At 58.6% G+C, this 11,677-nt stretch carries 12 protein-coding genes and 1 pseudogene; 5 read left to right on the top strand and 8 right to left on the bottom strand.

Annotated elements, in window-relative coordinates; translation table 11 throughout:
• Positions 1-78: 78 nt before the first annotated feature.
• Positions 79-846 carry a thiazole synthase gene (locus tag ACW5W4_RS06730; protein ID WP_456688851.1) on the top strand — a complete coding sequence of 256 codons (768 nt, stop codon included), beginning with the start codon at positions 79-81 and terminating at the stop codon, positions 844-846.
• Positions 847-1,004: 158 nt separating this feature from the next.
• Positions 1,005-2,123 carry a 2-iminoacetate synthase ThiH gene (thiH, locus tag ACW5W4_RS06725; RefSeq protein ID WP_456688850.1) on the top strand — a complete coding sequence of 373 codons (1,119 nt, stop codon included), beginning with the start codon at positions 1,005-1,007 and terminating at the stop codon, positions 2,121-2,123.
• 1,051 nt (positions 2,124-3,174) lie between these two features.
• On the opposite strand, the gene ACW5W4_RS06720 is transcribed toward thiH, so the two are convergent.
• The 4 genes and pseudogenes from ACW5W4_RS06720 to ACW5W4_RS06705 form a co-directional block, all read right to left on the bottom strand.
• Positions 3,175-3,759, bottom strand: a complete 585-nt coding sequence (locus tag ACW5W4_RS06720) for a hypothetical protein (RefSeq protein WP_456688849.1) — start codon at positions 3,757-3,759, stop codon at positions 3,175-3,177.
• An 86-nt stretch (positions 3,760-3,845) separates the two neighbouring features.
• The gene (locus tag ACW5W4_RS06715) at positions 3,846-5,105 is read right to left on the bottom strand and encodes a DUF3644 domain-containing protein (protein WP_456688848.1); all 1,260 of its coding nucleotides are present in this window, start codon (positions 5,103-5,105) and stop codon (positions 3,846-3,848) included.
• Between the two features lie 186 nt (positions 5,106-5,291).
• The gene (locus ACW5W4_RS06710; RefSeq protein WP_456688847.1) at positions 5,292-5,708 is read right to left on the bottom strand and encodes a GNAT family N-acetyltransferase; all 417 of its coding nucleotides are present in this window, start codon (positions 5,706-5,708) and stop codon (positions 5,292-5,294) included.
• A 31-nt stretch (positions 5,709-5,739) separates the two neighbouring features.
• A pseudogene (locus ACW5W4_RS06705) lies at positions 5,740-6,382 on the bottom strand (Vat family streptogramin A O-acetyltransferase).
• Between the two features lie 222 nt (positions 6,383-6,604).
• On the opposite strand from ACW5W4_RS06705, the gene ACW5W4_RS06700 reads away from it, so the two are divergent.
• Positions 6,605-7,183 carry a penicillin-binding protein activator LpoB gene (locus tag ACW5W4_RS06700; protein ID WP_456688846.1) on the top strand — a complete coding sequence of 193 codons (579 nt, stop codon included), beginning with the start codon at positions 6,605-6,607 and terminating at the stop codon, positions 7,181-7,183.
• A 216-nt stretch (positions 7,184-7,399) separates the two neighbouring features.
• On the opposite strand, the gene ACW5W4_RS06695 is transcribed toward ACW5W4_RS06700, so the two are convergent.
• The gene (locus ACW5W4_RS06695) at positions 7,400-8,245 is read right to left on the bottom strand and encodes a PhzF family phenazine biosynthesis protein (RefSeq protein ID WP_456688845.1); all 846 of its coding nucleotides are present in this window, start codon (positions 8,243-8,245) and stop codon (positions 7,400-7,402) included.
• Between the two features lie 287 nt (positions 8,246-8,532).
• On the opposite strand from ACW5W4_RS06695, the gene ACW5W4_RS06690 reads away from it, so the two are divergent.
• Entirely contained in the window at positions 8,533-9,081 is a 549-nt protein-coding gene (locus ACW5W4_RS06690; protein ID WP_456688844.1) for a GNAT family N-acetyltransferase, read from the top strand.
• On the opposite strand, the gene ACW5W4_RS06685 is transcribed toward ACW5W4_RS06690, so the two are convergent.
• The gene (locus ACW5W4_RS06685) at positions 9,062-9,367 is read right to left on the bottom strand and encodes a monooxygenase (protein ID WP_427263228.1); all 306 of its coding nucleotides are present in this window, start codon (positions 9,365-9,367) and stop codon (positions 9,062-9,064) included. The genes ACW5W4_RS06690 and ACW5W4_RS06685 overlap by 20 nt on opposite strands.
• 121 nt (positions 9,368-9,488) lie before the next feature.
• On the opposite strand from ACW5W4_RS06685, the gene ACW5W4_RS06680 reads away from it, so the two are divergent.
• Positions 9,489-9,815 carry a winged helix-turn-helix transcriptional regulator gene (locus ACW5W4_RS06680; RefSeq protein ID WP_456688843.1) on the top strand — a complete coding sequence of 109 codons (327 nt, stop codon included), beginning with the start codon at positions 9,489-9,491 and terminating at the stop codon, positions 9,813-9,815.
• Positions 9,816-9,832: 17 nt separating this feature from the next.
• On the opposite strand, the gene ACW5W4_RS06675 is transcribed toward ACW5W4_RS06680, so the two are convergent.
• On the bottom strand, positions 9,833-10,267 hold the full coding sequence (locus ACW5W4_RS06675; protein ID WP_456688842.1) for an N-acetyltransferase: 435 nt from the start codon (positions 10,265-10,267) through the stop codon (positions 9,833-9,835).
• A gap of 177 nt (positions 10,268-10,444) precedes the next feature.
• Positions 10,445-11,482, bottom strand: coding sequence for an acyltransferase family protein (locus ACW5W4_RS06670; RefSeq protein WP_456688841.1), 1,038 nt, complete (start codon positions 11,480-11,482; stop codon positions 10,445-10,447).
• Between the last annotated feature and the right edge of the window lie 195 nt (positions 11,483-11,677).

Genomic DNA, 11,677 nt, shown 5'->3' with positions numbered 1-11,677 from the left:
TGCTCGTGCTCCCATTTTCGAGCGTTCTGCCTTGCGGCGGGGCCTCCTCTCTTCTTACCACAGTGGCCGGAGGCTGAGATGCTGACAATTGCCGATCACACCTTCTCTTCGCGCCTCTTTACCGGCACCGGCAAGTTTGCCCGCCCGGATCTGATGGCGGCAGCCATAGCGGCGAGCGGCTCCCAACTGGTCACCATGGCCATCAAGCGCCTCGAGCCCGGCAAGCGCCACGACGACATCCTGACGCCGCTGCTGGCCCTCGGGGTCAAGCTCTTGCCCAACACCTCTGGGGCCAAGACGGCCGCCGAGGCGGTGTTTGCCGCCCACCTGGCCCGGGAGGCACTGGGCACCAACTGGCTCAAGCTCGAGATCCACCCCGATCCCAAATACCTGCTGCCCGACCCCATCGAGACCCTCAAGGCCGCCGAACAGCTGGTCAAAGAGGGCTTCGTGGTGCTGCCCTACTGCGGCGCCGATCCCGTGCTGTGCAAGCGGCTGGAAGAGGTGGGCTGCGCCGCCGTGATGCCGCTTGGCGCCCCCATCGGCTCCAATCAGGGGCTGGTGACCCGGGAGTTCCTCTCCATCATCATCGAGCAGGCCAATGTGCCCGTGGTGGTGGATGCGGGGATTGGCGCGCCGAGCCACGCGGCGGCGGCCTTTGAACTGGGCGCCGACGCCGTGCTGGTCAATACGGCCATCGCCGTGAGCGGGGATCCGGTCGCCATGGGCCGCGCCTTTGCGCTCGCCTGCGAGGCCGGTCGCAGCGCCTACGAGGCGGGCCTGGGGGCACGCGGCAGCCAGGCCCAGGCCTCCAGCCCCCTCACCGATTTTCTGGGGGCGTTATGAGTCAGGGAATTGCTATCACTGGGGGAGATTCGTCCTCCCCTCTCGACTCTTCACAAAATAAGGGAGAGGGGCCGGGGGGGAGGGGCGAAGCTGACTCGGTGCTTGAAGGGGGCGAGTCCTGCGCTCCTCCCCCTCCCAAGGGGGAGGCCGGGAGGGGGTTGGATTTTGCCAATCGCTGGCGCGAGCTGGAGTGGGACCATGTGGGCATGAGTATCCGCGCCAAGACGGCCCGGGATGTGGAGCGGGCGCTGGCCAATCCACGGCGCACCCTGCAGGATTTTATGGCGCTGATCTCGCCAGCAGCAGAGGCCTATCTGCCCCGGATGGCAGAGCTGGCGGAGCGCCTGACCCGCCAGCGTTTTGGCAATACGGTGGGTTTCTACGTGCCCCTCTATCTGTCGAACCTGTGCGCCAACGACTGCTCCTACTGCGGCTTCTCCATGAGCAACCGCTTGAAACGCAAGACTCTGAACAGCGAGGAAATCGAGCGCGAGTGCCTGGCCCTCAAGGCGCGCGGCTTCGACAGCGTGCTGCTGGTGACCGGCGAGCACGAGACCAAGGTGGGCATGGACTACTTTCGTGAGCAGCTGCCGCGGATCCGCCGCCACTTCAGCACCCTGGCGATGGAGGTGCAGCCCCTGTCCCAGGCCGACTACGCCGAGCTGAAGACCTTGGGCCTCGACGCCGTCATGGTCTACCAGGAGACCTACCACGCCCCCGCCTACGCTCGCCACCACCTGCGCGGCAACAAGCAGGATATCGGGTGGCGTCTCGCCACCCCGGATCGGCTGGGGCGCGCCGGCATCGACAAGATTGGCCTCGGCGCGCTGATCGGCCTGTCGCCGGACTGGCGCGCCGACAGCTACTTCGTCGCCGAGCACCTGGCCTGGATGGAGCGCCACCACTGGCAGAGCCGCTATTCCCTCTCCTTCCCGCGCCTGCGCCCCTGCACCGGAGGGCTGGAGCCGGAAGTGGTCATGTCGGATCGCCAGTTAGCCCAACTGATCTGCGCCTGGCGCCTCTTCTCGCCAACGCTGGACTTGTCGCTCTCGACCCGCGAGTCGGCGACCTTTCGCAACGGCGCTGTGCGCCTTGGCATCACCCAGATGTCGGCGGAATCCCGCACCCAGCCCGGCGGCTATGCCGAAGGGGACAAGGAGGAGCTGGAGCAGTTCGCCATCCACGACGACCGCGCCCTGGGAGATGTGGCCGCCGCCGTGCGGCAGGCGGGGTTACAGCCGGTGTTCAAGGACTGGGAACCCTTCCTGGGCCGATAGGGGCGGCCAGGCCCCCCTTTGCCGGCGGCATCCGGGCGTCCAGCCAGACGCCGTGCCTGTGGCGAGCAGGCACGGCTGCGCCGTGCAATCGTAGGGTCGATTAGCCGTTAGGCGTAATCGTCCGTTCCGAGGTATGGCGTTGGCGGCAGGAGCCGTTGTGTGGTGGCACGGCTTTGCCGTGCAGGACGCGAGGCCGCTGGCCTCGAAGGGGTTTCGCCCGCCCTTCGGGCTTGGGCGAGTAACTTTTCTTTGCGTGGCCAAGGATAAGTCACCAATCGAGCGGCCACCCCCGCTTATTCGCCCGACTTACGTCGGGTGCCTTCGACTCACCCGCTTGTCCAACGGCACGCGCCGACGGGCCTTTGGCCTTCGCCATCCATGGCTTCGGCCAAAGCCCGCTTCGAACATCCCTGTTCTCGCGCCAAATCGGGTCGAGCTGTGCTCGCCCTTTCCCGATTTGGCCCCTGGCCTGGCGCCGCTCGCTCGACATCCTGTCTCGCGACCTGGACAAGCGGGCTCGCCTCAGCGAATAAGAGGGGGGACCAAAACCGTGCCCGCCATAACTTCAGGAGAGCTCAGGTAGGGTGCAATGAGCGGGGAGTGTCGTTCCTCTATTGTGAAGATAGAAGCGAAACTCACTTCGCCTCATTGCATCCTAGGTATATCTCCACTAATTGTATGGATGTTACTTGTCATATTCTTTTGGTAATGGACAGCCATAGTTGATGTCGATCATATCGAGGTTGGTGATAGAAAAATTAGCATATTTCACCCCTGTTCTAGATATGCTTTCATATGGGCGCCCATACATAAAGACAAATGCAAGTGGTTTCTCGTTTTTTATTATTTTTTCCAGTCGAGTGGTCACAAGTTTTTTCACCTTGTAACTGTCTATTAGTCGATCGCTGATCATTATTGTAGATAGAAGCTCTTCATCTCCTTTCTTAAACGGCTTTTTGAATTTTATCTGATATCCATGGTTGGATTTTAATCTATTTATATATGCCCAGCCGTAGTAAACTACAGGGTGTTCAGGAAGAGACTCTAAGTCTTACTCCCAAATACATTTGAATATACTTCGATAATTAACATCTTTCCCTTGTATATTCACTCGCCTATGACTTATAGAGTTGTCTTTTTTATAACGAATATAACGGCCGACAATGGCTCTGACCGAATAAATTGTGCCTATGCTACCATTTTCTTGGGTGGTGGTATGCTTAGAACTGCTTATTGTTTTCAGTTTTTGGGTTTTTCTTTGAACTAAAGGAGTGTTGCTTGGCTCGTCATAATAAGATGCGGGTCTTTCCATAAGAAATAAATCGACAACTGACTCCTCTATGGACTGCCTTTCCTTTTTAATATAGGACGCTTCATTGTAATGAAAATTTAAAGGAGTCTTATTAAAAACCTCGCAAGTAGAACTATGTGAGCCATAAACTCGGAAATGAGGGGAAACTTTCATGTCCTGAACATCTTCATCTAGGTTGGCGCAAGTTACTTGTGCCACACAGCCAGAACCTGGGCATATAAAGTTTCTCTTGTCTTTAATTAACCCAGACCAATAAAATTCATAAGCTCTGTCAGGATCAATATAATCATCAACATCTGTACTGTATGCAATATCTAAAGACAAAATAAAACACCCCTATAAATTATTTAAGTAATGAAATTATGAGTTCTTTTGTTTTCTTGCTAGGTTGTAACTCCTCTTGGCATTTTTTAAATAATCACAGTGCTCCATTGTTTTTTGATAAACTCTTCGACTAGCTCAATGGAGTAATAATGTAGTTCTGGGTTTGCATTCTTGTAATGGAACTTATTGTTACATGATTTCCACGAATTCTTGAATGCGACAGCATCGAAACAATTTTTATTTATTAGTGGGATGCCTGTTTTCTTATCATGTGACAAATGCTTATTAAGAACACCCTCATCATATCTATCTTGTAGCCGAGAATTTATTTCATTGATCGCATCCTTCTGTAAGAATGGATGGGTCTTTTCTCTATCGGTTGGCTTTTCTATTATTAGTGCTTGTCGAAGGGCTTCAATGCCATCCTCCGCTCTGGTTAACGCAATCGTATTTCCTTGAGCATCGTCGGTAGCAAATATTAGTTTTACATTAAGTGGGATGGCAAATTCAATGTCATTGCTTTGATTTACCTCATTTTCGATAGATGTTGCTAATTCCAGGATGTCATCAGCTATGTCACCATAAGTTGACTTCATTATAGATATGGGTGGTGATTTAAACTCCCCAACTAAAGAAATCATGCCAGTGTGGCTATTATTTATAAATGAGGTCTCAGTGAAACTCTCGAATTGCGACGTGTAGTTAAGAACTCCAGACTGAAACACTCTGGATATAATTCCTTGTATCTCAGGCATAAGAAGATGAACAGCCTGATCTCTAAAATAAGCGACCTGCTCTATGTTTTTTCTTATTTTAGAGTTGCTAGAGTAATATCTTTCTAAGCACTCCCGCAAGGATATTGTTTCCTTGAATCCTTTAGCCTTGGCTCTAAAAATAGACTTTTCACCATCTCGTTCTATTAGCGCAGCCTTTAAAAATTGCTCCCACGCCGTGCAAAAACACATTGAGAAAGCATCCATCTTGTTCTCCAAGGATGGCCTATTGTATAACTCCAAGGCAAGGAGCATGTTGTCTTTAGATTTTGCTAATAATGCTTTGGCTAATTTTGACCTGCAGTTGTGACCTAATCCTCTCCTGTTTTTGGATTGGGATAGCAATTTGGAAAACTCTACTTCTGATATATTCTGACAGTTAGAGGCATCATATAAACCATCAGGGGTTTCACTGATGAAGTCTGCTAGTTGTCCTTTTATCCAATAAGTTCTGAATGTTGTTGCTTTCCATCCTGTCGCAGAAAGAACTTCTTCTAGGGAGAAAGAAACGCCATTTTTTTCTTTTTCTTGAAGAAACAGAAATAATGAGGATAGAGACTTACTTATTTTCATAAACACCCCGATACAATAATTATTTATATTAAAAATCATCTTGTGGCAGTGTAGCTCCAACCAATCGTAGGATGAAGCATTTGAGTCTTTTAATGTGAGGTAGTGCACCCTCTACATCGGCGATGCGAAATGATGGAATGTATGTTCTTGGGTATCTCCCCTTTTGGCAGGTGGCAGGATCTTCAATCAGTGCTCCTGCTTTTTCAGAAAGTAACTGATATGCCCCGGCGGCATATCGGGTAGCTGGCCAAAGACCTCGTAGCCCTGCTTCTGGTAGAAGGGGAGGGCCTGAAAACTGGTGGTTTCCAGATGGTAGTTGGTGATGCCCTTGCTTCGGGCGTACTGCTCCATGGCGCCAAGCAGGTGGGTGCCCCAGCCATCGCGGCGGATGCTTTCGTCGACCCAGAGCCCCTCGATATGGAACCAACCCCATTTTATCTCCCCCAGAATACCGCCCCGCACAGCCCCGTCTTCATCCTTGATAAAGCTGGCGATCCGCTCGCGCAGCAGTTGGCCGGTGATGGCCTCGTTGAAACCGTTCAGGCCATTGCGCAGGGCCTCGAACTCATTGTCTTGGGGTGGCTGTGGTGGGGTTAGTTGCATAGGGCTTCCTGCTTGATGGTGGTTGTGTCTATCAGGTTGCCGCTTCCAGCGCGGCTATCTCGCCGCCGCCTATCAACTGCAAATTCTGGCTGATCCGCTCCACCGGCCAGTCCCACCAGGCGAGGGCGTTGAGACGGGCTATGGTGTCGTCGTCGAAGCGATAGCGTATTACCTTGGCGGGGTTGCCGCCGACCACGGCGTAGGCGGGCACGTCAGTGGTGACCACGGCGCGGGCGGCGATGATGGCGCCGTTGCCGACGTTCACGCCCGGCATAAGCAGGGCCTCATAACCAATCCAGACGTCGTTGCCAATCACCGTATCCCCCTTGTAGGGCAGGCTGCCCGGGGCGGGGGCGGCGCTCTCCCAGCCGTTGCCGAAGATAAAGGAAGATAAAGAAGGGGTAGGTGGAGAAGCCCGAGCTCTGGTGGTTGGCGCCGTTCATGATGAACTTGACCCCGCGGGCGATGGCGCAGAACTTGCCGATGATGAGCTTGTCGCCGACGAAGGGGAAGTGATAGAGGACGTTGCGCTCAAAACCTGCCGAATCCTCCGGATCGTCGTAATAGCTGTAGTCACCCACCTCGATATTGGGCCCCTCGATGGTGTTCTTGATAAAGCACACCTGGGGGAAGCCGTTCATGGGGTGGGGATTGGCGGGGTCGGGTCCGTGCATGGGGGGCTCCTCTGGGGTCTGGGCTCAGGCTACCCTAACGGAATCGGATGGAGCCGTGCCACCCTTTTGTGCCCGCCGCTTCGCCAGTCTCTGTCGCCCCGGCTCCTGTGCGCATCGACCCGGGGCGGGTTTGTCTCTAGCATGGAGGGGCGGCGGAGTCTGGCTCCGTCAAAATGGATGATGGACGAAGTGCGCCTTGCGCACTTCTTGCGGAGAGAAAAGATGAAGCTGCGTTTCTTGTTGATGGTGGGTGCCCTCTTGCTGGGCGGTTGTGCGGTCAATCCCTATGGTGGCCCCCCTGCGCCGGTCGGCGAGCCGAGCCAGCCGATAAGTCAGCCGGACCAGCCGGTGGCCGAGCCCGAGGCGGTCAAGCCGCCTCCCAAGGCGGTGGCGCCGACCGGGCTGGCGCTCGCCTTGGCCGATGCCTTCCTGAAGGCCCCCGAGGTGCAGGCGCTGGCGGGCAGCAGCCCGGTGCTGCTGCTGATGGCGCCTCAGAACGGCACAGGGGAAGCCTTCAGCACCCAGCCCATGGCGGTGGCCATGAGCCAGCGCATTCAGGGGGGCAGCGACTTTCGCTTCGCCGACCCGGGCCAGGTGGCGGCCATCACGGGTCAGCTCGAATACCAGCAGGGGGGCATGAACCCCGCCTCCCTGGTGCGTCTGGGCCGCCAGACCGGGGCCGGTTACATGCTCTACGGGGATCTCTTCGCCGAGGGGGGCCGCTACCGCCTCGCCATGAGCCTGATGGATCTCAAGAGCGGCGAGTTGCTCTGGAGCGAGAGCCGCAGCGCCAGCCGCTGAGCCAGCCTGATCAGGGGGACCTGGCGCCCTCGATGGTCTAACAGGATAACGCCACAGGCCTTGTCATCTGCTCGCTTCATAGGGCGCCATGACCCCATGGCATCGTTTCTGATCTGGGTGGATGAGACGCGCTCATTCAGTATCGGTGCCTGACTGGCACCGATGCTGACGATATGGCGCCCCGGCTGTTCGGTGGGAGGAGCGCAGACGTCGAGATCAATCGAGGAGAGTGATATCGGCGACCTTGACGATATTTGCGCTGACGCGAATGTTCTCTATATCGGGCCCCTTGGCCTCTACCTTGACGTTAATTTCACTGGGGCGGCCAAGGAAGCGTCCCTGGTGAAGGGTGATCTCCGGATGCGCCATCAATCCATGCTTGAACAGATACGCGGCTGCCGGGCCGGCGGCACTGCCGGTCGCAATGTCTTCTATTGCCCCCTGGTTATCCCAGGTTCTACCCTCGACGCTCTCAACGTCCAGCACATAGAGAAATTTCGCACCCAGGGGGGTGATGAGGGGGGCAAGGTCCTTCACCTGGAATGAAATATGCTCCAGCTGTGACGCAACCGGGAGGATCACATATGGCAATCCGGTGGATATCACCTCGACGCCGAATGTTGCATCATCGGGGGGAGTGAGATTGAGGGCGGAGTAGAGCGTGGCGGCCTCTTGCCCGGACAGGGTATATATGAATTCAGGCTTGCCCTGATCCATGGTGGCCGTGAAGCTGGTCGCGGTCTTTATGCTCGTCAGGGGGATGGCTTTCTGGTTGGTGTAAACGAGCCAATCATGTTCGGTCTGATGACCATATGCGTGATGCAGATGATAGGTCAGCCCCAGCAGCGGGTGGCCGGCGAAGTCCAGCTCCTCTTCGATGGTGAAGATCCTCGCATGATATTGCCCCTCCTTCACCTGGATAAATATGGATTCAAACTGCCGCATTTCCTGGGTCCATGCGAGCATCTCGGCTGACGTCATATGGTCACAATCTGAAAAAATAGTCAGGCCATTGCCATTCAATTTCTCGGTTGAGAAAACATCCACTAGTTCACACTTCAAATTATTGTCCTTAATCGGTTGGAACCCTGGCGATCTATGGCTCGCGCATTTTACAGGATGCCGGGGGCCGTCATCCCATCCCTATGGCGATCAGCGCCGACCATAAAGCGGCTCTTCCCGATGAGTCAAAGCATAATAATGCTGCCCCGTACCGGCGCTCCCCCGGCGCCATGGCCCCCGCCTTCCCGAGACAGGGGAACGGCGCACCCGGTAGCAGGGCAACATGGGCTTGACCCCGAGGAATCGAGCCCCATGATGGGGAGACGCTCCCCACAGGATCAGGCTCCTTGAACGTGCTGCCACCACTGCCCCGCGAACTCCCTCCGCTGCTGACCCCACGGCTGTTGCTGCGCCCGCTCGGCGCGCAAGACGGCGCGGATCTGCTCGCCATCTACGGGGATCCCGAGGTGATGCGCTTCGTCGGGGAGCCGCCGTTTCCCGACCTCGCCACCGTAGGGTTGATGCTGGCGAGCGTCGATCGTCTGCTGGCCGAGGGGACGTCTCTGGAGTGGGGATTGACCCTGCGGGAGAGTGGTCGCCTCATCGGTACCTGCGGCCTGCACGGCTTCGCGACCTGTGCTGAGCTGGCCGGTCTGCGCCAGGCAGAGGTGGGTGGCATGCTGGCCCGCAGTCATTGGGGGCGGGGGCTGATGGGCGAGGCGCTGCTGGCCTTGATGGCGCTAGCCAGGACGCTGGGCATCAGGATCCTGCTGGCCGATATCGAGCCGGAGAATGAACCCAGCCAGCGGTTGTTTCGACGGCTGGGCTTTGTCTGGCAGCGGGATACCTATTACCAGCTGAGGCTGAATGACGGGATCAGGGGATGCCGCGAGTGAGGCGGCTCAGGGGCTCGTTGACGTCGAACAGCTTGTACTGGACAGCGCTGGCCCCCATGGCGAGCACCCGCTGCTCGTGCATCCGTGCGTAGGCGAGGGCGCTCTCTTCATCTTCGAACAGGTAGATGCCTCCCGCCTCGCCGGTGCGCGGATTCTCGGTCCAGATCTTGGAGATGAAGCCAGGCTCCCGGGTGATGGACTCGGCCAGCGGCATGGCGGCGGCGGTCAGTGCGGGCCCCATCTGTTCGGCGGGGAAATTGAAATGGATTTGCAGCAGGCTGGGCATGGCGAACCTCTCGTGGGCGTTGAATGACTAAGTCCGCATCATAGGAAGCTGGCATCTTGGCTGCAAGAAGGCACATCTTAGTGGCATAGTTACCGCAAAGTAACCACTCGCGAGGCATCCCGTGTCCCCATCCCCCTGTCCTGCCTACGAGGTGCTGCGTCTGCTCGCCGGCAAATGGAAGCCGGCTATCTTGTTTCATCTGCGCGCGCAGACTCTGCGCTTTGGCGACCTGCGCCGCCGCCTGCCCGAGGTGAGCCAGAAGGTGCTCACCGCCCAGCTCAAGGCGCTGGAGGCGGACGGTGTCATCATCCGCACCCTGCACCCCGAGGTGCCGCCCCGGGTGGAGTATGCCCTGAGCCCGCTCGGCGTTGCCCTGCTCCCCCTGCTGCAACGGATGCACGACTTCGCCCTGGCCCACGCCGACTTGCTGGCGCGGGAGCCGCACTGACGTTCTGCCAAACGGCACTAACCCTCGGCCGACCAGCCCATCACCCATTCGACGCAGCCGGTGTGGGGATCCCGCTGCTCACCTTCGATAGTGAAGCCCTGGGCGAGATAGAAGTCGCAGCTGGCCTGGTTCTGCCGGTACACCTGCAGACGAAGCGCTGGCCGCTGCCGCTTGGCATGGGCGAGCAGCGCCTTGCCATGGCCGCGCCCCTGGTGCGCAGGCGCCACGAAGAGGGCGGCCAGGGTCTCTCCATGCAGGGAGTAAAACCCGAGCACGGCGCCATCCTGGCAGAGCACATGGTTGTCGGCGGCGGGCAGATAGATCCCCCGCATCGCGTCCAGATTGGCGTGCCAGTAGGCGGGGGCGATGAAGTGGTGGGCCAGCAGGGAGGCATCCAGCCAGACGGCGAGGACGGCCTCCATGTCGGCCGGGGTGAAAGGGCGGACCTGCATCTGTGTCTCGTCTGGTGGCATCAGAAGAGAGCATGCTAACCGCACCAGGCTCATCGTCAACCGGTGCGCGGCCAAAGTGCCGCCCCCATAACGGAAAGGTGGCCTCCGGGAGTGGGGAAGACACCTTGCGGTACAGGTGTCGCCGCGAGGCGCGGAGTCCGCATCCCCCCTGGGTCGTCAGCGGGCCCGCAGCAACCGGCGGCTGAGCGCGGTGGTCGCCAGTAGCCGGTAGCCGAGCAGGGTGAGCGCCAGCAGCGCGGGTACCTTGAGGAGCTCCCACCACAGCAGCTTGCCCTGGGGGCCGAACACCATCAGCCAGACCACCAGCATCATGTGCAGGCAATAGAGGCCAAGCACCCTGGGGGCCTGGCGCTCCAGCCAGCTGCCCTTGCCCCAGCTTGGGTTGGCCAGCAGCAGGCCGAACAGGCCGAGCGCCCAGGGCAGGGAGCCCAGCAGGAAGTCGTGACGGTTGAGGGGCACGGCGGCAAAGCGTAGCAGGCCCGCGGCCTCCAGGGCATAGAGACCCATCCCCGCCACCATCAGCAGGGCGCAGCGCCTTCCGTCCGGCCGCCAGGCGCGCAGGCGCAACTCGGCGCCAAGGGCCACGAACAGCAGGGAAAAGAAGGGACCGTTGCGGGTCAGCAGGGCCCACTCGCCCCCCGCCAGCAGCGGGCCATAGGAGCCGCCGATCAGGGCAAGCCCGTAGAGCAGCACGCCCGCCACCAGGGCCAGTCGGGGCAGCCCGACCCGCCAGCACAGGGCCAGCAGCAGGACGGCCAGCATCAGGGCGGGCAGGAACCAGAGGTGGATCATGCCGCCCACCCACCAGACATTGAGGGGATCCCCCAGCTGCATCTGCCACTGGCCCGCCATGGCGGGCAGATAGCCTTCCGTCATGGCCGCAACCGGGTTGAAGGGGACCAGCAGGTAGACAAGGCTCCACACCAGCCAGAGTCCCAGCAGGGAGCGGCAGTAGCGCAGCGCCACCCACACGGGGTGGCCCGCGGCGAGGGCGGGTTGCAGAAAGTAGCCGGCGCACAGGAAGAAGAGGGGCACCGCGAAGCGGCACAGCTGGTTGATGATGGCCCCGAGCAAGAGGTAGGGGGTGTCGTCCCACAGCGCGGGATCGAACGGATTGCTGAAGGGGGAGAGGTGAATGGTCATCACGGCCAGGATGGCCACCACTCGCCCGCATTCGATGCTGGAGATGCGCATGATACCTCGCTGCGTCTGGGGTCTGGTGGCACCCGAACAGCCGCACCTGACCCCCGCCAGTCAGGGAGCCGCCAACTGTGACCCCGCCCGTGACCGGTTACCCTTTGTTACCTCCTCGTCGCAATAATGACCCCATCCGCGGCCGGTAAGCCTTTGTTACCTCCTTGCCGCAAAAATGGCCCCATTCGAGGTCGG

It is taken from the genome of Aeromonas crassostreae (assembly GCF_054052445.1).
The sequence above is the reverse complement of the archived record's forward strand: the minus strand, read 5'-3'. Positions and strand labels throughout refer to the sequence as shown.